The sequence below is a fragment of the Mycobacterium kubicae genome, assembly GCF_015689175.1.
Lineage (GTDB): Bacteria > Actinomycetota > Actinomycetes > Mycobacteriales > Mycobacteriaceae > Mycobacterium > Mycobacterium kubicae.
On sequence record NZ_CP065047.1, the window covers coordinates 2,502,539 to 2,527,030 of the forward strand.

A 24,492-nucleotide genomic window follows, 5' to 3' on the forward strand; every position below is an offset into this window, starting at 1 on the left:
CCGTCACAGCGGGCGGCGGCACACCTTCCGGCCGGTGATCACCTTGGCCGCGATGACCGCCAGGCGCGCCATCCCGGCATAGGTCATCGGGTTGAACGCGGTCGGCCACTTGGTTCGGATGATGTGGTCGCTGAGGGGGCGGCGGGCGAACCGGTCGGTCAGCCAGCGCAGGGTCATCGGCGCCGACAGCGGGTGCAAGATCATGTGCTCGTTGAACGCGTCGCGGTGGTAGGTCACGTCGGCGCCGCCGGCCGAGTAGGCGTCGGCCAACAGGTCGATGTCGTGGACGTCGATCAGGTAGTCGTGCACTGCCTGCACGATCAGTACCGGTGGTGTGGGCACCGCGGCGCCCAGCTTGGTGGTCTCGAAGACGTGCGAGACGGCCGGAGTCGACAGGATGTCTTCCAGTGGTTCGTCGAGGTAGTCGCCCATGTCCTTGTGCGCCATCCGGACGACCGCCTCAACGGTGGTCATCTTTTCCAGCGACAGCAGTAGAGCGCGTCCCTCCTCGTTGGTGTGTTCCCTGATGATCCGGTCCAGGTCGGGATAGGTGTGCGCCAGCGCGGCGACCACCAACGCGGGCAACCCGGCCAGCAGACTGCCGTTGAGTCGGCGGAAGGTGTTGCCCAGGTCGCCGACCGGTGACCCCAGCACGGCGCCGACGATGTCGAGTTCCGGCGCGTAGTCACCGCACATCTCGGCCGCCCAGGCGCTGGCCAACCCGCCGCCGGAATACCCCCACAGCCCGATCGGCGAAGACGGAGAAAGCTCCAGACGCTCGGAGCTGAGCGCCGCCCGGATGCCGTCGAGGACGCGATAGCCGGGTTCGTAGGGCGCGCCCCACAATCCCTTGAGGCCTTCATGGTCGGGCACCGACACCGCCCATCCTTCGGCCAACGCGGCGCTGACCAGCAACAGCTCCAGCTGAGCCAGCGAGCCCAGAGCCTTCGCCCGGCGCCGCATGGCGTACGACGGGAAGCAGCGAGTGGAGATGGCGTCGATCGCGCACTGATAGGACAACAACGGGCAGGTCTGGCCGGGCGCACGTTCGGCCGGGACGACCACCGTGGTCACCGTCGCCTCCGGATTACCGTTCATGTCGGTGGTGCGGTACAGCAGCTGGACCGCTTTGACCGACTGCGGTACCAGACCCAGAAATGCCAGCTCGACGTCGCGCGAGCGCAGCACCGTCCCGGGCTGCGCGTGCTGGAACCCCGGCGGCGGCTGGTAGAAGGGGTCGTCGGACGGGAGCAGCGGGCGCACCTTGCGCTGCAGTTCTTCGTGCGGCGGCTTGCCGATCCACTCTGCGGCGCGCGCGTCTGCCAGGTTGCCGAGCTCAACCATTGAGGCTCCCTTCATGGCCTTTCGGCATTCTGGCGCACGATTGATCGTCGACCAAACTCAACTGACGAGCGTCCAGCGCCACTGGCACTTAGCCCAGCGCCCACATCGACGCCACCGTTTCTTAATTATCTCTTAAGCAACTTACCGGTAACCCACGCCAATCCAGGCATCCGCGAGCAGTGGGGCGTGTCACAGCGACCACGAAGCGCACTCACCCGGGAGGCCGCAGCGCGGCGAATTCGTCGGTGACCCGTAACTGGGATTCGGTGAACCGGTACAGGGCCGCCGGCCGGCCGCCGCTGCGGCCCGATTGCGCGATGGTGCCGGTCTGGCTGATGACGTTGCGACGGGCCAGGACGCGTTGCAGATTCGTCGCGTCGACCTGATAACCCAACGCCGCACCGTAGATGTCGCGCAGCGTCGAGAGAGCGAATTCCCTTGGCGCCAAGGCGAATCCGATATTGGTGTAGGACATCTTGGCGACCAGTCTGGCGTGGGCGTGAGTCACCATCGGTCCGTGGTCGAACGCCATCGGCGGCAGCGCGTCGACCGGGTGCCAACGCGTGTCCGGGGGCAGTTCGGGGGTCGCGGGGGAGGGCACAAGGCCCAGGAACGTCGAGGCGATGACACGGGCGCCGGGCACTCGGTTCGGGTCGGAGAACACCGCGAGTTGCTCGAGATGGGACAGTTCGCGCAGGTCCACTTTCTCCGCCAGTTGGCGCCGCACCGAAGTGGTCATGTCTTCGTCGGTGCGCAGCCGGCCACCCGGTAAGGACCACGCGCCCTTCTGCGGATCGCGGGCACGCTGCCATAACAGCACGTTCAGCTGGGGTTTCCCCAGACGAGCGGTTCCCTTCAGGTCGCGAACCTGGAACACGACCGCCAGCACTTCATGCGCGGTGCTACGATGGGGCATGTTTTCGATCATAAGTCGAAAACCTCCCGGGTGCGAAAGGAGCCCCCATGACGGTGTTGACCCGCATGGATACGCCCGCCGACCTGACTGCCCAGATCGTCAATTCCCAAACCGGTTACACCGGAATTGATGCCGACGAACAGTGGGCCGCCGAGATTCGCCGACTGGCGCGCCTGCGCGGGGCCACCGTGCTGGCGCACAACTACCAACTGCCGGCGATTCAGGATGTCGCCGACCACGTAGGGGATTCGCTGGCTCTGTCGCGGATCGCCGCGGAAGCTCCCGAGGACACCATCGTGTTCTGCGGAGTCCACTTCATGGCCGAGACCGCCAAAATCCTCAGCCCGGAAAAGACCGTGCTGATCCCGGATCAGCGGGCCGGTTGCTCGCTGGCCGACTCCATCACGCCCGAGGAACTTCGCGCCTGGAAAGACGAACACCCCGACGCCGTCGTCGTCTCGTACGTCAACACCACCGCGGCGGTCAAGGCGCTGACCGACATCTGCTGCACGTCGTCCAACGCCGTGGACGTCGTCGCCTCCATCGACCCCGACCGCGAGGTGCTGTTCTGCCCCGATCAATTCCTCGGCGCGCACGTGCGGCGGGTGACCGGTCGCACCAACATGCACGTGTGGGCCGGTGAATGCCACGTGCACGCCGGCATCAACGGCGACGAGCTCGCCGAACAGGCGCGGGCAAATCCGGACGCCGAACTGTACGTGCACCCTGAATGTGGTTGTGCCACATCGGCGTTGTACCTCGCTGGGGAAGGCGCCTTTCCCGCTGAGCGGGTGAAGATCTTGTCCACCGGCGGCATGCTGGACGCCGCGCACGAGACCCGCGCGCGCAAGGTGCTGGTGGCCACCGAGGTCGGCATGCTGCACCAGTTGCGCCGCGCTGCGCCGAGCGTCGACTTCCAGGCGGTCAACGACCGCGCATCGTGCAAGTACATGAAGATGATCACCCCCGCAGCCCTGCTGCGCTGTTTGGTCGAAGGCGCCGACGAAGTGCACGTCGACCCCGAAACGGCCGCGGCCGGGCGGCGCAGTGTGCAGCGGATGATCGAAATCGGTCAGCCCGGCGGTGGCGAATGACGACCGCTCCGGCGTGGCGCGATACCGCCGACGTCGTCGTGGTCGGCACCGGTGTCGCGGGGTTGGCCGCCGCATTGGCCGCCCACCGTGCCGGACGCAAAGTCGTGGTGCTCAACAAGGCCGCGCATACCCGCGCCGTGACCGCCACCCACTACGCCCAGGGCGGCATCGCCGTCGTGCTCCCGGACAACGACGATTCGATCGACGCCCATGTGGCTGACACCTTGACCGCCGGAGCGGGGTTGTGCGACCCGGATGCGGTCTACTCGATCGTCGGCGACGGTTACCGGGCGGTCAGCGAATTGGTCAGCGACGGCGCACGATTCGACGAATCTCAACCGGGCCGGTGGGACCTTACCCGCGAAGGCGGGCATTCCCGGCGCCGCATCGTGCACGCCGGTGGCGACGCCACCGGCGCCGAAGTGCAGCGGGCCCTCGACCACGCCGCCGACATGCTCGACATCCGCACCAGCCACGTCGCCCTACGGATCTTGCACGATGACAGCGCGGTGACCGGTGTACTCGTGGGCAATCCCGCCGGCTGCGGCATCATCAGCGCCCCATCGGTCATCCTGGCCACCGGCGGCCTTGGGCATCTCTACACCGCGACCACTAATCCCGACGGGTCCACCGGCGACGGCATTGCATTGGCGTTGTGGGCCGGCGTCGCGGTCAGCGACCTCGAGTTCATCCAGTTCCATCCGACGATGCTCTTCGGCGGTGGCGGTGGGCGACGACCGCTGATCACCGAAGCGATTCGCGGTGAGGGCGCAGTTTTGATCGACAGCCAGGGCAACTCGGTCACGGCCGGTGTCCACCCCATGGGCGACCTGGCACCGCGCGATGTGGTTGCCGGCGCCATCGACGCGCGGCTGAAGGCCATCGGCGACCCGTGCGTATACCTCGACGCGCGAGCCATCAACGGTTTCGAAGCGCGGTTCCCGACGGTCACCGCCGCGTGCCGCGCCGCGGGCATCGATCCTGTTCGTCAACCCATCCCCGTGGTTCCGGGCGCGCATTACAGCTGCGGCGGCGTCGTCGCCGACGTCTACGGCCAGACCGAACTACCCGGGTTGTTCGCCGCGGGTGAGGTGGCCCGCACGGGCATGCACGGCGCCAACCGGCTGGCCTCGAACAGCCTGCTGGAAGGTTTGGTAGTCGGCGGGCGCGCCGGGAAAGCCGCGGCCGCCCACGCCGAGGCGACCGGGAACCGGCGCGCAACCATGCCGGAGCCGATCGAGCACACCGCGCCGCACCGCGCTGACCTGCAACACGCCATGAGTCGAGACGCCTCGGTGGTGCGTGATGCGGTTGGGCTGCAACGTCTTTCGGAGACGCTGTCCGCCGCGCCGCCGCGCACCATCGCGGGCCGGTGCGATTTCGAGGACGTCGCGCTGACGATGGCCGCCCGGACGGTCGCCGTCGCGGCGCTGGCACGCACCGAGAGCCGGGGCTGCCATCATCGCGCCGAGCATCCGTCCGAATGCCCGGGGCAGGCGCGCAGCATCCTGGTTCGCCGGAACGCCGATCAGGTGTGTGTCCAGACACTGGCGGCGGTGTGCTGATGACGCCGCCCGAGCTGGACCGGGCTGCGGCGCTGGACACCATTCGGCGCGGTCTCAACGAAGACCTTCGCTATGGGCCGGACGTCACGACCATCGCGACGGTGGCGGCCGACTCCGTGGCGACCGCGTCCATGGTGCCCCGCGAACCGGGTGTGATCGCCGGGCTGGACGTCGCGCTACTGGTGCTCGACGAGGTGCTGGGCCGATCCGGTTACCAGGTGCTGCATCGCGTCGAGGACGGCGTCCGGGTGCATCCGGGTCAGAAGCTGTTGACGCTGCGGGCCGAGACGCGGGGCCTGTTGACCGCGGAGCGGACCATGCTCAACCTGGTGTGTCACCTGTCTGGAATCGCCACGGTGACCGCGGCGTGGGTCGATGCCGTGCAGGGCACCAAGGCCAGAATCCGCGATACCCGCAAGACGCTGCCTGGGCTGCGCGCGCTGCAGAAGTATGCGGTGCGCGTCGGCGGCGGTGTCAACCACCGCCTGGGCCTGGGCGACGCGGCGTTGATCAAGGACAACCACGTGGCGGCGGCCGGATCTGTGGTCGATGCGCTGCGCGCAGTACGGGCCGCGGCCCCCGACCTGCCGTGCGAGGTCGAAGTGGATTCGTTGGAGCAGCTGGACGCGGTGCTGGCGGAAAAACCGGAGCTGGTGCTGCTGGATAACTTCCCGGTGTGGCAGACGCAGACTGCGGTGCAACGCCGTGACGCGCGCGCCCCCGAGACGCTGCTGGAATCCTCGGGTGGGCTGAGCTTGGAGTCCGCTGCCACCTATGCGAGCACCGGTGTGGACTTTCTGGCGGTCGGGGCGCTGACGCACTCGGTGCGGGTGCTCGACATCGGCCTGGATATGTAGCGGCGCGCCTGAGCTGCTCGAGTGTGCGCTTGGGGCGTCGAGCGTGCGCTTGAGGCGTCGAGCGTGCGTCTAGGGCGTCGAGTGTGCGTCCAGGGCGGCAAATCCGCCGAAATTCAACCGTGAGCGCACAGCCGAAGCCACCAGCGCACACTCGTCGCCCTCCGGCGGCTCAGGCGATATCGGCGACGAACACCGCGATCCGGCGCAGTTGCAACCGCGCCAGAAACGGCAGCCCTTCGCCATCGGATCCGGCGGGCAAGATGCGGGGGTTGGTGATGTGTACCTCGCGACGGCTGAACCGCACGTCCGCTTCACCGGCGGCCAACACGTTCTTGACCCAGTCGGTTTTCCCATGGCCCAACGCGACGGTCAGCAGATTGCCCTTGCGGTAAGGCGTCACGACGGTCTGGTAGGTCTTCCCGGACTTGCGGCCGCGGTGGGTGATGGTCGCCGCGCCCGGCATGTAGCGGGCGATGGGCTTGACCACCGGGTTCATGTACTTGATTTGCCAGCGCTCGAACCAGGGCGGGTACAACATCGGCACGCCCGGGGCGTTATTGGGGTGATCCTTCGCGGACATGGCGCCTCCCAGAGGTCAGGCAGTGTGAGCGGCCTCACGGGCACTGTACCGGTCGGATATCAACTTGAATTGCTCTGGGACAATGGTCGATGTGACCCCATCGCCGGCCGTGCTGACCCGTATTGACTTACGGGGTGCGCAGTTGACGGCGGCCCGGCTGCGGGCCGCTTTGCCCCGTGGCGGCGCCGACGTGGAAAGTGTGCTGCCGACGGTGCGGCCCATCGTGCAGGCGGTCGCGGAAGGCGGGGCGCAGGCCGCGCTGGACTACGGCGCGTCATTCGACGGGGTTCGCCCCGCTTCTGTGCGGGTGCCCGATTCCGCCTTGGAGGACGCGCTGGCTCGGTTGGACCACGGCGTGCGCGACGCGTTGCAGGTGATGATCGAGCGCACCCGCGTGGTGCATGCCGATCAGCGCCGCTCCGACGTCACCACGACGCTGGGCCCGGGCGCCACGGTCACTGAGCGGTGGGTTCCGGTGCAGCGGGTGGGCCTGTATGTGCCCGGCGGCAACGCGGTGTACCCGTCCAGCGTGGTGATGAACGTGGTGCCCGCCCAGGCCGCCGGCGTCGACTCGTTGGTGGTCGCCAGCCCGCCGCAGCGCGACTTCGACGGATTACCGCACCCGACCATCCTGGCCGCGGCCCGCCTGTTGGGAGTCGACGAAGTGTGGGCCGTCGGGGGAGCGCAGGCCGTGGCGCTGCTGGCCTACGGCGGTACCGATCTGGACGGCGCGGAGTTGGCGCCCGTCGACATGATCACCGGCCCCGGCAATATCTATGTCACCGCCGCCAAGCGGCTGTGCCGCTCGCAGGTGGGCATCGACGCCGAAGCCGGCCCCACCGAAATCGCCATCCTCGCCGACCACACCGCCGATCCGGCCCATGTTGCCGCCGATCTGATCAGCCAAGCCGAGCACGACGAGATGGCCGCCAGTGTGCTGGTGACCCCCAGCCCGGAGTTGGCCGACGCGACCGACGCCGAATTGGCGTCCCAGCTGCAGACCACCGTGCACCGCGAGCGCGTGACGGCCGCGCTGAGCGGACGACAGTCGGCCATCATCCTGGTCGACGACGTGGACAGCGGCGTCAAGGTGGTAAACGCCTACGCCGCCGAACATTTGGAAATTCAGACCGTCGACGCCCAGCAGGTGGCGGGCCGGATCCGTTCGGCGGGAGCCATCTTCGTCGGGGCATGGTCTCCGGTCAGCCTCGGTGACTACTGCGCGGGTTCCAATCACGTGCTGCCCACCGCGGGCTGCGCCCGGCACTCCAGCGGCCTTTCGGTCCAGACCTTCCTGCGCGGCATTCACGTCGTGGACTACAGCGAGGCGGCGCTCAAAGACGTCTCGGGCCACGTCATCACGTTGGCCAAGGCCGAGGATCTGCCCGCGCACGGCGAGGCGATACGGCGAAGGTTCGAACGATGACCGGCGAACCGACCCTGAGCGACTTGCCGCTGCGCGAGGATTTGCGCGGCAAATCACCGTATGGCGCACCGCAATTGGCGGTGCCGGTGCGGTTGAACACCAACGAGAACCCGCACCCGCCCAGCCAGGCGTTGGTCGAGGACGTGGTGCGTTCGGTGCAGCAGGCCGCCGTCGACTTGCACCGCTACCCCGACCGCGACGCGGTGCAATTGCGCAGCGATTTGGCCGCCTACCTGACCGCCCAGACCGGTGTCCGGCTCGGAGTTGAAAGTGTCTGGGCGGCAAACGGATCCAACGAGATCCTGCAGCAACTGCTGCAGGCGTTCGGCGGGCCGGGCCGGTCGGCGATCGGGTTCACCCCGTCGTATTCGATGCACCCGATCATCTCCGACGGTACCCACACCGAGTGGCTCGAGACCGTCCGCGCCGACGACTTCAGCCTGGACGTGGCGGCCGCGGTGGCGGCCGTGGTGAACCGTCAACCCGACGTGGTGTTCATCGCCAGCCCCAATAACCCCTCGGGACAGAGCGTTGGGCTGGATGACCTGCGCCGGCTGCTCGACGTGGTGCCCGGCATCCTGATCGTCGATGAGGCATACGGCGAATTCTCCTCGCAGCCAAGCGCGGTCGCGCTGGTCAGCGAATTCCCGACCAAGCTCGTCGTCACCCGGACCATGAGCAAGGCATTCGCATTCGCCGGGGGACGGCTGGGTTATCTGGTCGCCACGCCGGCGTTGGTCGACGCGATGTTGCTGGTGCGGCTGCCGTATCACCTTTCGTCGGTGACGCAGGCCGCGGCCCGGGCGGCGTTGCGCCATGCCGACGACACGCTGGGCAGCGTCGCCGCATTGATCGCCGAGCGGAAGCGAGTGTCGGCTGAGCTGGTGCGCTTGGGATTTCGCGTGATTCCCAGCGACGCCAACTTCGTCTTGTTCGGTGAGTTCGCCGACGCCCCGGCGGTCTGGCAGCGCTATCTGGATGCCGGGATCCTGATACGCGACGTCGGCATTCCCGGCTACCTGCGCGTCACCACGGGATTAGCCGAGGAGAACGACGCGTTCTTACAAGCAAGTGCCCGGATCGCCGCGGCGGAAGTTGCCGCTCCCAGTTCGGTCAGAGCGGGTCGCGACCATGTTTCAGGAGCGATCGTGAGCGCGGCGAAGCCGGGCGAAGCGGGTCGCGAGCATGTTTCAGGAGCGATCGTGAGCGCGGCGCAGCCGGGCGAAGCGGGTCGCGAGCATGTTTCAGGAGCGATCGCGAGCGCGGCGCAGCCGGGCGAAGCGGGTCGCGACCATGTATTAGGAGCACCGTGACAGCCACCGCAACTCCGACCCGCCGCGCGCGCATCGAACGGCGCACCCGCGAGTCCGACATCGTCATCGAACTCGACCTGGACGGCACCGGACAGGTCGACATCGACACCGGCGTCCCGTTCTACGACCACATGCTCACCGCGCTGGGCAGCCACGCCAGCTTCGACCTGACCGTGCGCACCAAGGGCGACGTGGAGATCGAAGCGCACCACACCATCGAAGACACCGCCATCGTGCTGGGCCAAGCCCTCGCTCAGGCCCTCGGCGACAAGAAGGGCATTCGCCGGTTCGGCGACGCGTTCATCCCGATGGACGAGGCCCTGGCCCACGCCGCCGTCGACGTCTCCGGGCGCCCATACTGTGTGCACACCGGAGAACCGGACCACCTGCGGCACACCACCATTGCCGGCAACTCGGTGCCCTACCACACCGTCATCAACCGGCACGTGTTCGAATCGCTGGCGATGAACGCCCGCATCGCGCTGCATGTGCGGGTGCTCTACGGTCGCGATCCGCACCACATCACCGAAGCTCAATTCAAGGCCGTCGCCCGCGCGCTGCGTCAAGCGGTCGAACCCGATCCCCGGGTGTCGGGTGTGCCATCCACCAAAGGTGTTCTGTGACAACGAAATCAGTAGTCGTATTGGATTACGGCTCGGGGAATCTGCGCTCGGCGCAACGTGCGCTGGAGCGCGTGGGTGCCGATGTGGAGGTCACCGCCGACGCCCAAGCGGCCGCCGCCGCCGATGGGCTGGTCGTGCCCGGCGTGGGCGCCTTCGAGGCCTGCATGACCGGGCTGCGCAAGATCGGCGGCGAACAGATCATCGCCGAGCGCGTCGCCGCCGGCCGTCCGGTCCTGGGAGTGTGTGTGGGCATGCAGATTCTGTTCGCCCGCGGCGTGGAGTTCGGCGTGGAATCCACCGGCTGCGGGCAATGGCCGGGTGCCGTCACGCAGTTGGAGGCCCCGGTCATCCCGCACATGGGCTGGAACGTGGTGCAATCCGCGCCAGACAGCGCGCTGTTCAAAGGCTTGCCGTCCGACACCCGGTTCTACTTCGTGCACTCCTATGCCGCCCAACAGTGGGAAGGTTCCCCTGAGGCCCGGCTGACCTGGGCGACCCACCAGGTGCCGTTTTTGGCCGCGGTCGAGGACGGCGCCCTGTCGGCCACCCAGTTCCATCCGGAGAAGAGCGGTGACGCCGGCGCGGCCATGCTGAGCAACTGGGTGGAGAACTTGTGACGACGCCCCTGATTCTGCTGCCCGCAGTGGATGTGGTCGACGGCCGCGCCGTGCGCCTGGTGCAGGGTAAGGCCGGCAGCGAAACCGAGTACGGCTCAGCGCTGGACGCCGCACTGGGCTGGCAGCGCGACGGCGCCGAATGGATCCACCTGGTGGACCTGGACGCGGCGTTCGGGCGCGGTTCCAACCGCGAACTGCTGGCCGACGTTGTCGGCAAGCTGGACGTGCAGGTGGAGCTGTCCGGCGGCATCCGCGACGACGACTCGCTGGTGGCGGCGCTGGCCACCGGTTGCGCGCGGGTGAACCTGGGCACCGCCGCGCTGGAGAACCCGCAGTGGTGCGCGCGGATGATCGCCGAGCACGGCGACAAGGTCGCCGTCGGCTTGGATGTGCAGATCGTCGACGGGCAACACCGGCTGCGCGGCCGGGGGTGGGAAACCGATGGCGGTGATTTGTGGGAGGTGCTGGACCGCCTGGACGGTGAAGGCTGTTCGCGATTCGTGGTCACCGACGTCACCAAGGACGGCACGTTGGGCGGACCCAACTTGGAATTGCTGGCCCGAGTCGCCGAGCGCACCGAGGCCCCGGTGATCGCATCCGGTGGCGTGTCCAGCCTGGATGACCTGCGCGCCATCGCCACCCTCACCGGCCAAGGGGTCGAGGGCGCCATCGTCGGCAAGGCGCTGTATGCCGGGCGGTTCACCTTGCCGCAAGCGCTGGCCGCGGTGCGGGGGTAAGCGCGATGGATCTAGAGGCGCTGGTGGCCGAGGCCTCGGCCATCCTCGATGACGCCACGGAACCCTTCCTGGCCGGTCACCGCGCCGACTCAGCGGTTGCCAAGAAGGGCAACGATTTCGCCACCGAAGTCGACTTGGCCATCGAACGGCAGGTGGTCGACGCGCTGGTCAAGGCGACCGGAATCGGAGTGCACGGCGAAGAATTCGGCGGCCCCGACGTCAACTCGCCGTGGGTGTGGGTACTCGACCCCGTCGACGGCACCTTCAACTACGCCGCCGGGTCACCCATGGCCGCCATTCTGTTGGGGCTGCTGCGAAATGGCGAGCCGGTGGCAGGGCTGACCTGGCTGCCGTTCACCAGCCAGCGCTACACCGCTGTCGAAGGCGGCCCGTTGATGAAAAACGGTGTCGCACAACCAAAATTAGGCCACACCGAGCTGGCCGACGCGTTGGTCGCGGCCGGTTCCTTCAGTGCGGATTCGCGCGGCCGTTTCCCGGGACAGTATCGGGTGGCCCTGTTGGAGAATCTGAGCCGGGTGTCGTCGCGGCTGCGGATGCACGGCTCCACAGGCATCGACCTGGCCTACGTCGCCGACGGGATATTGGGTGCGGCAATCAGTTTCGGCAGCCACGTCTGGGATCACGCCGCCGGGGTTGCGCTGGTGCGTGCGGCGGGCGGCGTCGTCACCAATCTGGCCGGTGAGCAGTGGACGCCCGCATCGAAGTCCGCGCTGGCCGCCGCGCCCGGCGCACATGCCGAGATCCTGGAAATCCTGCGCGACACAGGCGAGCCCGATGACTACTGAGCTGCACCTGCGCGAAGGTGTTGCCGTGCGGGTCATTCCATGCCTGGACGTCGACGGCGGCCGCGTGGTCAAGGGAGTCAACTTCGAAAACCTGCGCGACGCCGGTGATCCCGTCGAACTCGCCGCCGCCTATGACGCCGAAGGCGCCGACGAACTGACCTTCCTGGACGTGACGGCCTCCTCGTCGGGCCGGGCCACCATGCTCGACGTGGTGCGCCGCACCGCCGAACAGGTGTTCATCCCGCTGACGGTCGGCGGCGGGGTGCGCACGGTCGCCGACGTCGATGTCCTGCTGCGAGCCGGCGCCGACAAGGTCTCGGTCAACACCGCGGCCATCGCGCGGCCGGAGTTGCTGGCCGAAATGTCACGCCAATTCGGCTCCCAGTGCATTGTGCTGTCGGTCGACGCGCGCACCGTGCCGGCGGGGTCACCGCCCACCCCGTCGGGCTGGGAGGTCACCACGCACGGCGGCCGGCGCGGCACCGGCATTGACGCCGTCGAATGGGCGGCTCGCGGCGCCGAACTGGGCGTAGGGGAGATCCTGTTGAACTCGATGGACGCCGACGGCACCAAAGCGGGGTTCGACCTGGCCATGTTGCGCGCGGTGCGGGCCGCGGTCACGGTGCCGGTCATCGCCAGCGGGGGCGCGGGAGCCGTCGAGCACTTTGCGCCCGCGGTGGCCGCCGGCGCCGATGCGGTGTTGGCCGCCAGCGTGTTTCACTTCCGCGAGCTGACCATCGGTCAGGTGAAGGCCGCCATGGCGGCAGAACAGATCACCGTCCGATGACGCTGGACCCGCAGATCGCCGCGCGGTTGAAGCGCAACGCCGACGGCCTGTTCACCGCCGTCGTGCAAGAGCGCGGCAGCGGTGACGTGCTCATGGTCGCGTGGATGGACGACGCGGCGTTGGCCAGAACCCTCAAGACCCGCGAGGCGACCTACTTCTCGCGATCCCGCGGTGAGCAGTGGATCAAGGGCGCCACCTCCGGCCACACCCAGCACGTCCACTCGGTGCGCTTGGACTGTGACGGCGACACGGTGCTGCTGACCGTCGACCAAGTCGGCGGCGCCTGCCACACCGGTGACCACAGTTGCTTCGACGGCGACGTGTTGCTGTCGCCGGACAGCTGATATGTAGGCACTGTTTGTCAATAGGCAGGTGAAAGCCGCCCCGGTATGGGCCGGGGCGGCTTTCGTTTGATCGGGGTCAGTCGGGCGTCGCGGCGGTCGTTGGTCAACGACGGTGGTGTCAGACTGATATACGCGGGTTGGGTACCGCAAGACGATGGTTCGGCGCGAACGGTGGCTGCTTTCTAGGGGCGGGCGTCACATCAGCATTGGTCGAATGCTGTTGTTGCTCATAGCTGTAACGCAGGTCCAGTTCGCCTACCTCACCGCCGACCGGCTGACTCCGATCAAGCTTCGGGCGGCTGCGCTTATGTCAGCGTGGCCAGCGACCAACACCAACCGGCCAGTTGACGAGCGACCGCGACGTTGGCCACGACGTGGGGCTTCTTGCGCTCATTGAACCGGCACCACTGCTGATGTAAACGGCGGTTTCCGGCGTGCCCGCGGTCCTTGAGCGCTGGGTCGACCTTGGCCCATCGGGCCCGCATCGTCGGACCGGGGGTGCGGTAGCCGGCGCGGTGGTGCCAGGCCGATTCGATCAGCAGTCTGCGGACGTGGGCGTTGCCAGCCTTGGTGATCGAACCCTGGACCCGTGAAGTCCCCGAGGAGTACTCGGTGGGCACCAGACCGACGTAGGCGCCGATCGAGGCACCGGTGAATCGGGTCCAGTCCCCGATTTCTACGGCTAAGGCCAGACCAGTCAACGCCGAGATCCCGCGTAGGCAGCCCAGCCGGTTGACCGGATCGGCCCAGCGCGGTGAGGCCGCGACCATGACGATCTGCTCGTCGAGACGGTTCCTGGCCGCGGTAGCGGTGAGCACCGCGTCAAAGTGATGATCAAACGCCGCCGCGGTGTGGACATCGTCGAATCGTTGGCGCCTAAGCCACGTTTCGTGCACTCCGGTCCAGGCCTGACCACCTGAGTAGACCCGGCCTTGGCGCAGCAACAGCTTCGACAACCGGTGCCGAACACGCATCAGATCCGCACGGGCGTCCTCGCGAGCACGAACCAAATCTCGCACCGCCTCGACCTCAACGTCGGGCACCGTAACCGCAGTGATCTCATCCAACCGCAGCAACCTGGTCAGATGCGCAGCATCACGAGCATCGGTCTTGACCCGATCCCCGGCCGGGCGGATCAGCTTCGATGGCGCGGCGACCACGCAGTCGATCTGGGCATCCGCTAGAGCTCGTGCCAGACCAAACCCCGTTGGCCCGGCCTCATAGGCCACTCGCACCGGGCCTCGCAACCGGTGCAACCAATCCAAGATCTCACCGTGATCAGGACACAACCGCGCCCGTTCGACTCGACCCGTCTGTTCATCGACGGCATGAGCAACCACCGAAAGCGCGTGCACGTCCAACCCGACACTCGTACCGTTGAAACTCACCGGAGGCCTCCTGATCTGCAACTGTGGCTCTACCCGTGCGAGTGTTCACCCGACACCGGCAACCCACGTCCGATTGCAGCCCGAGGCCTTCGGCCTCGAGTCAGCCTCCATACCGTCTAGCTAGCGGACCGGAACGTCCAAGCCGTTGGCCGCCGCCAACGCGGCGCGGGTCCATTCATGCCGCGAAATGGCCGGTTCGATGCGGTCACGGCGAATCACCTCGACGTCGATGGGTTTGTCCACGGTGATCGCCGCCGGCACCCGAAACGCGAACGCCGGCCGGTCGGTGGCCACGGCAAGGATGGCGTCGGTGTCGACGAAACCGTTGGCGCGCACCGTTTCTTCTGCCCATCGCGCCGGTTTGAGCCCGCCGAAGTCCTTGACGTAGACCACCCACAGCCGGGTGCCGCGTTCGTCGTAGAGCTTGTCCAGGGCCCGCTCGACCGCGGCGTGCTCGGGCGGGGTCAGCACTTTGGCCTGGTCGGTGACCAGGGTGGTCAGCTCCAGTGCCGGTGTCGCGGTCGCGGCACCGTCCTGCTCGGGAGCCACTGATTGGGCCGGGGCGGGGCTGCTGGCGGGCCGGTCGGACCGGAAGACTCTGACCCCGAGGATCACCGCGACGGTGACCAGCACGGCGGCGACCACAGCAGCGGCCACTGTGGCCGGTCGCACCCGGCTGCGCAGCTTGCTCAACGGCTTCGTTCCCGTGGTCGAGATCGCCTCGGTCGGCATGCTGACGTACCCCGTGGGAGCGGTCGCCTCAGGCGTGCCGACGCCGAGTTGGCCGGCGAGTGCGGCCGCGAATTCTGTGCAGTTCGCATAGCGCTCGGCGGGGTTCTTGGACAGCGCCTTGGCCAGGACCGGATTGAGGTCGGCGAGATCGGGCCGCCGCTCGCTGATCGGCGGCGGCGGCGCGGTCAAGTGCTTGGTGATGATCACCGCGGGGTTCGAGTGCTGGAACGGGGCGGAGCCCGCCAACATGTGAAACGCCGTGCACGCCAGCGCGTACTGGTCGGCGCGCCCGTCGAGATCGGCGCCCTGCAACTGCTCGGGCGAACAGTACGCGGTGGTTCCCATCAACATGTTGGTCGCGGTCAGGCGGCTGATGTCCCCGAGTTCGCGGGCAATGCCGAAATCGGCAAGCAGAATGCGCCGGCGCAGCGTCCCCTCTCCGAGCAGAATGTTGGCCGGCTTGACGTCGCGGTGCAGCAACCCGCGGGCATGGGCGTAGTCGAGCGCGTCGGCGACCGCGGTGATGATCTCGATGACGTCCGCGGGCGGCATCCCCGACGGATACCGCGTGTACAGCAAATCACCGGCGTCGGTGCCCTCCACGTAGTCCATGGACAGCCACAACTGCCCCTCGTACTCGCCGCGGTCGTGGATGCCGACGATGTGCTCGTTGTACAGACTTGCCACCAGGTCGGCTTCCCGGTTGAAGCGCTTCCGGAAGTCCTCGTTCGCGGTCAGTTCGCGGGTCAAAATCTTCAGGGCATCGCGTCGCGGCAGCCGGGGGTGCTGCGCCAAATACACTTCGCCCATCCCGCCGGCGCCTAGTCGCCGCACAATGGTGTACCCGGCGAACACTTCTCCTTCTGCGAGGCCTTCACTTTGCCCATCCGTTGGCGGCATGTGAGCATGCTATAGAGACGGGGAACACAGCAAACCGTTTTTCTCTGATTCACACTGAGCCGCAATGCGATTCACGCGGCGATTGGGCGAACACCGGTCCTGGGCCGATTGCGGGTGCTCAGCAATGGGGTGGCGTCGATGAGAATGGTCGACGATGTCGAAACGTATGAGCTGGAACGTAGTGGTGCCGCCGCTGGCCCTGGTCGCGCTGGTGTTGACCTGGGGCGTCAAGGTGGGAACAGTGCTGGGCCTGTTCGAGGCAGTGCTGCTTGCCGGGGGCGTGCTGGCGGCGGTCCATCACGCCGAAGTGGTCGCACACCGGGTCGGCGAGCCGTTCGGATCGCTGATATTGGCCGTCGCGGTGACCGTCATCGAGGTGGCACTGATTGTCACGCTCATGGTGTCCGGCGGAACCGAGGCCGCGACGCTGGCGCGCGACACCGTGTTTGCCGCGGTCATGATCACCACCAACGGCATCGCCGGACTGTCGTTGCTGCTGGGTTCCCAGCGGTACGGGGTGGCGTTGTTCAACGCCCATGGCAGCGGCACCGCGCTGGCCACGGTCACCACCCTGGCCACGTTGAGTCTGGTGTTGCCGACGTTCACCACCAGTCACCCGGGCCCGGAGTTCACGCCGGGCCAACTCACCTTCGCCGCGCTCGCCTCCCTGAGCCTCTACCTGATGTTCGTGTTCACCCAAACGGTCCGCCACCGGGACTTTTTCCTGCCGGTGGGCGAAGACGGACCCTACGAGGATGACGGGCACGCGGACCCGCCGAGCCGCCGCGCGGCGCTCACCAGCCTGGCGTTGCTGCTGGTGGCCTTGGTTGCGGTGGTCGGCCTGGCCAAGGTGGAATCGCCGTTGGTCGAGCGCGCGGTATCGGCGATCGGCTTCCCGCAGTCTTTCGTCGGGGTGGTGATCGCGACCCTGGTGCTTCTTCCCGAGACGCTCGCGGCCGCCCGTGCCTCCCGCCAAGGCCGGGTGCAGATCAGTCTCAACCTGGCTTACGGCTCCGCGATGGCCAGCATCGGGCTCACGATTCCCACCATTGCGCTGGCCTCGCTGTGGTTGAGCGGCCCGCTGGTTCTGGGTCTGGGCGCCACGCAGATGGCGCTGCTGGCGCTGACGGTAGTGGTCAGCGTCCTGACGGTGGTGCCCGGCCGGGCCACCCGGCTGCAAGGCGAACTGCACCTGATGCTGCTGGCCGCCTACATGTTCCTCGAGGCCATCCCGTAAGTGCCGACGGCTAGGCCGAGGACCGCGCGCGCAGCGTGGCCAACGCCTTATCGGCGTGGCTGTCCATACTGAATTCGCTGGCGATGACGTCGAGCACCGTGCGGTCGGTGTCGATGACGAAGGTGGTGCGCTTGACCGGCATCAGCTTGCCCAGCAAGCCCCGCTTGACGCCGAACTGGGCGGCGACGGCGCCCTCGGTGTCCGACAACAGCGGGTAGTCGAAGCCTTGCATGTCGGCGAACTTGGCTTGCTTGTGCACCGGATCGGCGCTGATACCGACACGGTTGGCGCCGACGGCGGCGAACTCCTGCGCCAGGTCGCGGAAGTGGCAGGCTTCCTTGGTGCATCCGGGAGTCATCGCGGCGGGGTAGAAGAACAGCACCACGGGCCCGTCGGCGAGTAGCGCGCTCAGTTTGCGCGGCGTGCCGGTCTGGTCGGGAAGTTCGAAGTCCGCCACCGTGTCACCAGTTTTCATGGCGGCAAGGCTACGCCCGCTCTGATCAGCACATCTGGTTGGATAGTTCGGTGCACGCCAACCTCGCCACCACGACGACGCGGGAACATTTCCGCGCGCTGGCGGCCGAGCACCGGGTGGTCCCGGTGACCCGGAAGGTGCTGGCCGACAGCGAAACGCCGCTCTCGGCCTACCGCAAGCTCGCCGCCAACCGGCCCGGCACCTTCCTGCTGGAGTCAGCCGAGAACGGCCGGTCGTGGTCGCGGTGGTCGTTCATCGGGGCGGGCGCGCCGACCGCGCTGACCGTGCGGGACGGCCAAGCGGTTTGGCTGGGCGCCGTACCGCACGACGCGCCCACCGGCGGCGACCCGATCCAGGCGCTGCACGCCACCCTGGAGCTGCTGGCCACCGCCGCGCTGCCGGGGCTGCCGCCGCTGTCGGGTGGCATGGTCGGCTTCTTCGCCTACGACATGGTTCGCCGCCTGGAGCGCCTGCCGGAGCTAGCCGTCGACGACCTGGCCCTGCCCGACATGTTGCTGCTGCTTGCCACTGATGTGGCCGCGGTCGACCACCATGAGGGCACCATCACCCTGATCGCCAATGCGGTGAACTGGAACGGGACTGACGAACGGGTCGACTGGGCCTACGACGACGCGGTCGCGCGGCTGGACGTCATGACCGCCGCGCTGGGTCAGCCGTTGCCCTCCACGGTGGCCACGTTCAGCAAACCTGAGCCGCGCCACCGCGCGCAGCGCACCGTCGAGGAGTACGGCAAGATCGTCGACTACCTGGTCGAGCAGATCGCCGCCGGGGAGGCGTTCCAGGTGGTGCCGTCCCAGCGCTTCGAGATGGACACTGACGTCGACGCCATCGACGTGTACCGAATGCTGCGCGTGACCAACCCAAGCCCGTACATGTATTTGCTGCAGGTGCCGAATCAGGCTGGCGCGCTTGACTTTTCCATCGTCGGGTCCAGCCCGGAGGCGCTGGTCACGGTGCACGACGGTCAGGCCACCACGCACCCGATCGCCGGCACCCGGTGGCGTGGCGAGACCGACGAAGAAGATCAGTTGCTGGAAAAGGAACTGCTGTCCGACGAGAAGGAACTGGCCGAGCACCTGATGCTGGTCGACCTGGGCCGCAATGACCTCGGCCGGGTCTGCGCGCCCGGCACGGTGCGTGTGGAGGACTACAGCCACATCGAGCGCTATAGCCACGTCATGCACCTGGTGTCGACGGTGACCGGGTCACTCGCCGAGGGCCGCACCGCCCTCGACGCGGTGACCGCCTGCTTCCCGGCCGGCACCTTGTCCGGCGCGCCGAAGGTGCGGGCCATGGAACTCATCGAAGAGGTCGAAAAGACCCGGCGCGGACTGTACGGCGGTGTCGTCGGATATCTGGACTTCGCCGGCAACGCTGACTTCGCGATCGCGATACGCACCGCCCTGATGCGCAATGGCACCGCCTACGTGCAGGCAGGCGGCGGCGTGGTGGCCGACTCCAACGGAACCTACGAGTACAACGAGGCGCGCAACAAAGCGCGCGCGGTGCTCAACGCGATCGCCGCCGCCGAAACCCTGACGGCACCGGATGCGGGTCAAGGGTGAGTTCTGAACGTCGGCCGGGCCGTCGCACCGTCGCGATCGCGCAGGTGTTGCTGGTCCTGGCCGCTGCGGCGTTATGGACCGCGTCGCGATTGCCGTGGGTGGTCATCCGCTCGTTCGACGGGCTGGGCCCGCCCAAGGACGTGACCTTGTCCGGTGCGTCCTGGTCGACGGCGTTGCTGCCGCTGGCGGTGCTGTTGCTGGCCGCGGCCATCGCCGCGCTCGCGGTCCGTGGTTGGCCGCTGCGGGCGCTGGCCGTGCTGTTGGCCGCGGCGAGTTTCGCGATCGGCTACCTGGGCGTCAGCTTCTGGGTCGTGCCCGACGTGGCGGCGCGGGGGGCAGAGTTGGCGCACGTGCCACTGGTCACCCTGGTGGGCAGCGCACGCCGCTACCCCGGAGCGGTGATCTCGGTGGTCGCGGCGCTGGGGACCTTGATCGCCGCGGTGCTATTGCTGCGGTCAGCCGCCACCTCCGCATCGTCTTCCGGGGACACCACCAAGTACGTAACCCCGGCCGCGCGGCGTTCGATGGCGCGGCAGGCCGACGCCGACTCGGGCGAAGAAAGCGGTTCTCACATGTCGGAGCGGATGATCTGGGATGCTCTCGACGAGGGAGAAGACCCAACCGACGCGCCGCGCGAGTCGGACACCGAGGGTCGGTGACGGGGGGCACGCTGAAGACCGCTACCCTTCTTGAACGTCGTCGCATTCGGTTGGTTTGGGTGACGGCGGGTCACGACGGGAAGGAACCGCAGGCATGAGTCCGGCAACCGTGCTTGACTCCATCCTCGAGGGGGTCCGGGCCGACGTTGCCGCGCGCGAAGCCCGCGTGAGTCTCGCGGAAATCAAGGCGGCCGCAGCAGCAGCGCCGCCTCCGCGCGACGTGATGGCCGCACTGCGCCAGCCCGGCATCGGCGTCATCGCCGAAGTCAAGCGCGCCAGCCCATCGGCCGGGTCTTTGGCCACCATCGCCGATCCGGCGAAGCTCGCCCAGGCCTACGAGGACGGCGGCGCGCGAATCATCAGCGTGCTGACCGAGGAGCGGCGCTTTCACGGTTCCCTCGACGATCTCGACGCGGTCCGTGCCGCCGTCTCAATCCCGGTGCTGCGCAAGGACTTCGTGGTGCAGCCCTACCAGATCCACGAGGCCCGCGCGCACGGCGCCGACATGTTGCTGCTCATCGTCGCCGCGTTGGACCAATCGGCCTTGGTGTCGATGCTGGACCGCACCGAATCACTGGGTATGACCGCGTTGGTCGAGGTGCACACCGAAGAAGAAGCCGATCGCGCGTTGCAGGCCGGCGCCAGCGTGATCGGCGTCAACGCACGCGATCTGATGACGCTCAAGGTCGACCGCGATTGTTTCGCGAGAATCGCCCCCGGGCTGCCCAGCAAGGTGATCAGAATCGCCGAATCCGGTGTGCGGGGCACCGGTGATCTACTGGCTTACGCGGGTGCAGGTGCTGATGCTGTGCTGGTCGGTGAAGGTCTGGTCAAGAGCGGTGACCCACGCGCCGCGGTTGCCGACCTGGTTACCGCGGGCACCCATCCGTCCTGTCCCAAACCGGTTCGCTAACCGTTGTTGAGCCCCATCCGCATCGAGCCTTAGTCATGGCAGATCTATCCCGCCCGGGTCTTCCGCGCACCAGTGCCGCCATTGCCGAACCCACTCGGCACGAGCCAGATTCGGGAGGACACTTCGGCGTCTACGGAGGTCGTTACGTTCCCGAGGCGCTCATGGCGGTGATCGAAGAAGTCACCACCGCGTACGAGAAGGAACGCGTCAATCAGGACTTCCTGGACACCCTGGACAACCTGCAGACGCACTACGCCGGCCGGCCGTCGCCGATGTACGAAACCACTCGGCTGGGCGAGCACGCCGGGTGGGCGCGGATCTTCCTCAAGCGAGAAGACCTGAACCACACCGGTTCTCACAAGATCAACAACGTGCTCGGCCAAGCGTTGCTGGCCCGCAGGATGGGCAAGACCCGAGTCATCGCCGAGACCGGCGCAGGCCAGCACGGGGTGGCCACCGCAACGGCCTGCGCGCTGCTGGGTCTGGAATGCGTCATCTACATGGGCGCGGTCGACACCGCCCGTCAAGCGCTGAATGTGGCACGGATGCGCCTGCTCGGCGCCCACGTGGTGTCGGTGGAGACCGGTTCCAGGACCCTCAAAGACGCGATCAACGAGGCGTTTCGGGACTGGGTCACAAATGCCGACAACACCTATTACTGTTTCGGCACCGCCGCCGGACCGCATCCGTTCCCCACCATGGTCCGGGATTTTCAGCGAATCATCGGCCTGGAAGCGCGTTTTCAAATTCAGCAACAGGCCGGCCGACTGCCGGACGCGGTGGTGGCGTGTGTCGGCGGCGGCTCCAACGCCATCGGCATCTTCCACCCGTTCATCGATGACCCCGCAGTGCGCCTGGTCGGATATGAGGCCGCGGGTGACGGTGTCGAAACTGGCCGTCACGCGGCAACATTCACCGGCGGCTCACCCGGCGCGTTCCAGGGCTCGTTCTCCTACCTGCTGCAGGATGAAGACGGTCAGACCATCGAATCGCACTCCATCTCAGCGGGTCTGGACTACCCCGGCGTAGGCCCCGAACACGCTTGGCTGAAAGACACCGGACGCGTCCAATACGAGCCCATCACCGATTCGGAAGCAATGGAGGCCTTCGGCCTGCTCAGTCGGATGGAAGGCATCATCCCGGCCATCGAATCCGCGCATGCGGTGGCCGGTGCCCTCAAGTTGGGCAAGGAGATGGGAAGGGGGGCGGTCATTGTGGTGAACCTGTCTGGCCGTGGGGACAAGGACGTCGAGACGGCCGCGAAGTGGTTCGGCCTGATGGGCCCGTCGGGCGCTCAGGCTTGAGCAGATGATGACGGTCGAACAAAGCGAAACAAGTCGGTTGGGGCCGCTGTTCGAGTCGTGTCGCAGCGACGATCGCGCGGCCCTGATCGGCTACCTGCCCACCGGTTATCCCGATGTGAAGACGTCGGTGGCGGCGATGACCGCCCTCGTCGAAGCCGGTTGTGACATCGTCGAAGTGGGTGTGCCGTATTCCGATCCTGGCATGGACGGGCCGACGATTCAGCGGGCCACCGAGGCGGCGCTGAGTGGGGGAGTACGGGTCCGCGACACCCTGGCGGCCGTCGAGGCGATCAGTCAAGCCGGTGGCAGCGCCGTGGTGATGACGTACTGGAACCCCGTGTTGCGCTACGGAATCGACGCGTTCGCCCGAGACCTGGCCGCGGCCGGCGGGCAAGGTTTGATCACCCCTGACCTCATCCCGGACGAGGCGCAGCAGTGGATCGCGGCGTCGCAACAACATCGGTTGGACCGAATCTTCCTGGTGGCACCGGCGTCGACACCCGAGCGCTTGGTGAACACGGTCAACGCGTCGCGCGGATTCGTCTATGCGGCATCCACGATGGGCGTGACCGGCGCCCGTGACGCCGTCTCGCACGCCGCCCCACAGTTGGTGGCCAGGGTCAAGGAGGTGTCGGACATACCCGTCGGCGTCGGACTGGGCGTGCGCTCCAAAGAGCAGGCCGCGCAGATCGGCAGCTACGCCGACGGCGTGATCGTCGGTTCGGCCTTGGTCTCCGCGTTGGGCGAGGGTCTGCCTGCCCTGCGGAAACTGACCGAGGAACTCGCCACTGGTGTGCGGCAGAGGATCTCCGCATGACGACAACCGTGCTGGCATACTTCCCGAGTCCACCCCAAGGTGTGTGGCACCTCGGGCCGCTACCCATTCGTGCCTATGCGTTGTTCATCATCACCGGCATCGTCGTCGCCCTGCTGATCGGCGACCGACGGTTCGCTGCCCGTGGTGGCGAGCGCGGCGTGATCTACGACATCGCGCTGTGGGCGGTGCCCTTCGGGTTGATCGGCGGCCGGCTCTATCACCTGGCCACCGACTGGCCGACGTATTTCGGTCGGGGTGGCGCCGGGTTGGGCGCGGCACTGCGAATCTGGGACGGCGGGCTGGGCATCTGGGGTGCGGTAGCGCTCGGCGGTGTCGGGGCGTGGATCGGCTGCCGGCGGCGGGGGATTCCGCTGCCCGCCTTCGGCGACGCGATAGCGCCCGGCATCGTGTTGGCTCAGGCGATCGGCCGGCTCGGTAACTACTTCAATCAAGAGCTCTACGGCCGGGAAACCACCCTGCCGTGGGGGCTGGAAATCTTCTACCGCCGTGACCCGGCCGGCTTCGTCGATGTCCATTCGCTCGACGGCGTCTCGACGGGCCAGTTGGCGCTCGTGGTGCAGCCGACGTTCCTTTACGAATTGCTATGGAACGTGCTGGTTTTCGTCGTCCTGATCTACCTGGACCGCCGATTCACCCTCGGCCATGGCCGCCTGTTCGCCCTTTACGTGGCGGGTTATTGCGTCGGCCGGTTCTGCGTCGAGTTGTTGCGTGACGACACGGCCACACACATCGCCGGCATCAGGATCAATTCGTTCACCTCGACGTTTGTGTTCATCGGGGCGATCGTCTACGTGATGCTGGCGCCGAAGGGCCGAGAAGATCCGGCGACCGTGCGCGGCTACGTCGACGAAGAGGCGGACGCAGCCGAGCCGGAGCCGGCCGCGGAGCTTGTCACCGTCGGGTCAGCCGCCGCCGCAGGAGGGGCTGCGGCGGACACCGCCGCGGGTCCGGAGTCGGGTGCTGCTGCCGACACCACGGAGCAGGCGGAGACGGCCGAGCCCGAAACGGAAGCAGTGACCACGCAGGCGGAGACCGTCGAGGGAGACGTTGCGGCGCCGAATGCAGCTGAGGCCGATGCGCCTGACGCGCCTTCGCCGGAGTCGGAAGGCGAGGGGGCCGTCGCGCAGGTTGAGGCGGTCGACGAAACGCCGAGCGAGGCCGAGGCGGAGCCCGAGGCCCCGGAGCCGGCGCTCGTCGCGGAGCCAGAGGCCGAGGGGGTGGCCGCGCAGGTTGAGGCGGTCGACGAAACGCCGAGCGAGGCCGAGGCGGAGCCGGAGGTGGTGGAGCCGGAGCCTGTCGCGGAGGTGGAGGCGCCTGCCGCGGAGCCGGGAGGCGAGGGGGCGGCCGCGCAGGCCGAGGCGGTCGACGAAACGCCGGCCGAGGCCGAGGCGGTCGACGAAACGCCGGCCGAGGCCGAGGCCGAGGCGGCGGCCCCGGAGCCGGAGCCTGTC

Annotated in this window: 22 protein-coding genes and 2 pseudogenes; 18 read left to right on the forward strand and 6 right to left on the reverse strand. The window is 67.6% G+C overall.

What is annotated here, in order from left to right; all coding sequences use genetic code 11:
• Positions 1–3 precede the first annotated feature (3 nt).
• Together I2456_RS11850 and I2456_RS11855 are read right to left on the reverse strand one after the other, a co-directional pair.
• The gene (locus I2456_RS11850) at positions 4–1,344 is read right to left on the reverse strand and encodes a lipase family protein (RefSeq protein WP_068032466.1); all 1,341 of its coding nucleotides are present in this window, start codon (positions 1,342–1,344) and stop codon (positions 4–6) included.
• A 211-nt stretch (positions 1,345–1,555) separates the two neighbouring features.
• Positions 1,556–2,260: an NUDIX hydrolase gene (locus I2456_RS11855; RefSeq protein WP_068032471.1), complete on the reverse strand. Its 705-nt coding sequence runs from the start codon at positions 2,258–2,260 to the stop codon at positions 1,556–1,558.
• Positions 2,261–2,307: 47 nt separating this feature from the next.
• Here I2456_RS11855 and nadA point away from each other — a divergent pair, with 47 nt between their 5' ends.
• Genes nadA through nadC form a run of 3 tightly spaced genes read left to right on the forward strand, consistent with a single transcriptional unit; the run spans position 2,308 to position 5,776 of the window.
• Entirely contained in the window at positions 2,308–3,354 is a 1,047-nt protein-coding gene (nadA, locus tag I2456_RS11860) for a quinolinate synthase NadA (protein WP_085075684.1), read from the forward strand.
• Positions 3,351–4,919, forward strand: coding sequence for an L-aspartate oxidase (locus tag I2456_RS11865; RefSeq protein ID WP_085075683.1), 1,569 nt, complete (start codon positions 3,351–3,353; stop codon positions 4,917–4,919). The genes nadA and I2456_RS11865 overlap by 4 nt, the downstream gene beginning before the upstream one ends.
• Positions 4,919–5,776, forward strand: coding sequence for a carboxylating nicotinate-nucleotide diphosphorylase (gene nadC / locus I2456_RS11870; protein ID WP_068032468.1), 858 nt, complete (start codon positions 4,919–4,921; stop codon positions 5,774–5,776). Before I2456_RS11865 ends, nadC begins: the two co-directional genes overlap by 1 nt.
• A gap of 169 nt (positions 5,777–5,945) precedes the next feature.
• On the opposite strand, the gene I2456_RS11875 is transcribed toward nadC, so the two are convergent.
• A complete protein-coding gene (locus tag I2456_RS11875) occupies positions 5,946–6,356 on the reverse strand; it encodes a nitroreductase family deazaflavin-dependent oxidoreductase (RefSeq protein WP_068032220.1) in 411 nt (136 codons plus the stop codon).
• Between the two features lie 109 nt (positions 6,357–6,465).
• Here I2456_RS11875 and hisD point away from each other — a divergent pair, with 109 nt between their 5' ends.
• From hisD to hisI, 8 genes and pseudogenes are all read left to right on the forward strand, one after another.
• Complete coding sequence (hisD, locus tag I2456_RS11880) at positions 6,466–7,782, forward strand: histidinol dehydrogenase (RefSeq protein WP_116672468.1); 1,317 nt, start codon at positions 6,466–6,468, stop codon at positions 7,780–7,782.
• Positions 7,779–8,867, forward strand: a pseudogene (locus I2456_RS11885) (histidinol-phosphate transaminase); the annotation flags it as partial. The gene hisD and the pseudogene I2456_RS11885, both read left to right, overlap by 4 nt.
• Before the next feature lie 212 nt (positions 8,868–9,079).
• On the forward strand, positions 9,080–9,718 hold the full coding sequence (gene hisB / locus I2456_RS11890) for an imidazoleglycerol-phosphate dehydratase HisB (protein WP_371869936.1): 639 nt from the start codon (positions 9,080–9,082) through the stop codon (positions 9,716–9,718).
• Positions 9,715–10,335, forward strand: a complete 621-nt coding sequence (gene hisH, locus I2456_RS11895; RefSeq protein WP_068032230.1) for an imidazole glycerol phosphate synthase subunit HisH — start codon at positions 9,715–9,717, stop codon at positions 10,333–10,335. The genes hisB and hisH overlap by 4 nt, the downstream gene beginning before the upstream one ends.
• Positions 10,332–11,072 (forward strand): bifunctional 1-(5-phosphoribosyl)-5-((5-phosphoribosylamino)methylideneamino)imidazole-4-carboxamide isomerase/phosphoribosylanthranilate isomerase PriA, encoded by a 741-nt coding sequence (gene priA, locus I2456_RS11900; RefSeq protein ID WP_068032233.1) that lies wholly within the window; start codon positions 10,332–10,334, stop codon positions 11,070–11,072. The genes hisH and priA overlap by 4 nt, the downstream gene beginning before the upstream one ends.
• A gap of 5 nt (positions 11,073–11,077) precedes the next feature.
• On the forward strand, positions 11,078–11,878 hold the full coding sequence (locus I2456_RS11905) for an inositol monophosphatase family protein (RefSeq protein ID WP_068032236.1): 801 nt from the start codon (positions 11,078–11,080) through the stop codon (positions 11,876–11,878).
• Positions 11,868–12,665, forward strand: coding sequence for an imidazole glycerol phosphate synthase subunit HisF (gene hisF / locus I2456_RS11910; protein ID WP_082952281.1), 798 nt, complete (start codon positions 11,868–11,870; stop codon positions 12,663–12,665). The genes I2456_RS11905 and hisF overlap by 11 nt, the downstream gene beginning before the upstream one ends.
• Positions 12,662–13,009 (forward strand): phosphoribosyl-AMP cyclohydrolase, encoded by a 348-nt coding sequence (gene hisI, locus I2456_RS11915; protein ID WP_068032239.1) that lies wholly within the window; start codon positions 12,662–12,664, stop codon positions 13,007–13,009. The genes hisF and hisI overlap by 4 nt, the downstream gene beginning before the upstream one ends.
• A 305-nt stretch (positions 13,010–13,314) precedes the next feature.
• On the opposite strand, the gene I2456_RS11920 is transcribed toward hisI, so the two are convergent.
• Complete coding sequence (locus tag I2456_RS11920; protein WP_170291478.1) at positions 13,315–14,397, reverse strand: IS110 family RNA-guided transposase; 1,083 nt, start codon at positions 14,395–14,397, stop codon at positions 13,315–13,317.
• A gap of 120 nt (positions 14,398–14,517) precedes the next feature.
• Positions 14,518–16,029 (reverse strand): serine/threonine-protein kinase, encoded by a 1,512-nt coding sequence (locus I2456_RS11925; RefSeq protein ID WP_085073144.1) that lies wholly within the window; start codon positions 16,027–16,029, stop codon positions 14,518–14,520.
• 154 nt (positions 16,030–16,183) lie between these two features.
• Between I2456_RS11925 and I2456_RS11930 the strand changes: the two genes are divergently transcribed.
• Positions 16,184–17,266 carry a calcium:cation antiporter gene (locus tag I2456_RS11930; RefSeq protein WP_068032246.1) on the forward strand — a complete coding sequence of 361 codons (1,083 nt, stop codon included), beginning with the start codon at positions 16,184–16,186 and terminating at the stop codon, positions 17,264–17,266.
• Positions 17,267–17,276: 10 nt separating this feature from the next.
• Here the strand turns inward: I2456_RS11930 and I2456_RS11935 are convergent, their stop codons facing one another.
• Complete coding sequence (locus I2456_RS11935) at positions 17,277–17,741, reverse strand: peroxiredoxin (protein ID WP_068159262.1); 465 nt, start codon at positions 17,739–17,741, stop codon at positions 17,277–17,279.
• 50 nt (positions 17,742–17,791) lie between these two features.
• Here I2456_RS11935 and I2456_RS11940 point away from each other — a divergent pair, with 50 nt between their 5' ends.
• From I2456_RS11940 to I2456_RS11965, 6 genes and pseudogenes are all read left to right on the forward strand, one after another.
• Complete coding sequence (locus I2456_RS11940) at positions 17,792–19,327, forward strand: anthranilate synthase component I (protein ID WP_068159260.1); 1,536 nt, start codon at positions 17,792–17,794, stop codon at positions 19,325–19,327.
• A complete protein-coding gene (locus tag I2456_RS11945) occupies positions 19,324–19,986 on the forward strand; it encodes a TIGR02234 family membrane protein (protein WP_068032254.1) in 663 nt (220 codons plus the stop codon). Before I2456_RS11940 ends, I2456_RS11945 begins: the two co-directional genes overlap by 4 nt.
• A 94-nt stretch (positions 19,987–20,080) precedes the next feature.
• Positions 20,081–20,899, forward strand: coding sequence for an indole-3-glycerol phosphate synthase TrpC (gene trpC / locus I2456_RS11950; protein WP_068032258.1), 819 nt, complete (start codon positions 20,081–20,083; stop codon positions 20,897–20,899).
• A 35-nt stretch (positions 20,900–20,934) separates the two neighbouring features.
• Positions 20,935–22,203: a tryptophan synthase subunit beta gene (trpB, locus tag I2456_RS11955; protein WP_085073143.1), complete on the forward strand. Its 1,269-nt coding sequence runs from the start codon at positions 20,935–20,937 to the stop codon at positions 22,201–22,203.
• Between the two features lie 4 nt (positions 22,204–22,207).
• Positions 22,208–23,020 carry a tryptophan synthase subunit alpha gene (gene trpA / locus I2456_RS11960; protein WP_116645687.1) on the forward strand — a complete coding sequence of 271 codons (813 nt, stop codon included), beginning with the start codon at positions 22,208–22,210 and terminating at the stop codon, positions 23,018–23,020.
• A pseudogene (locus tag I2456_RS11965) lies at positions 23,017–24,429 on the forward strand (prolipoprotein diacylglyceryl transferase); the annotation flags it as partial. The gene trpA and the pseudogene I2456_RS11965, both read left to right, overlap by 4 nt.
• Positions 24,430–24,492: the final 63 nt, after the last annotated feature.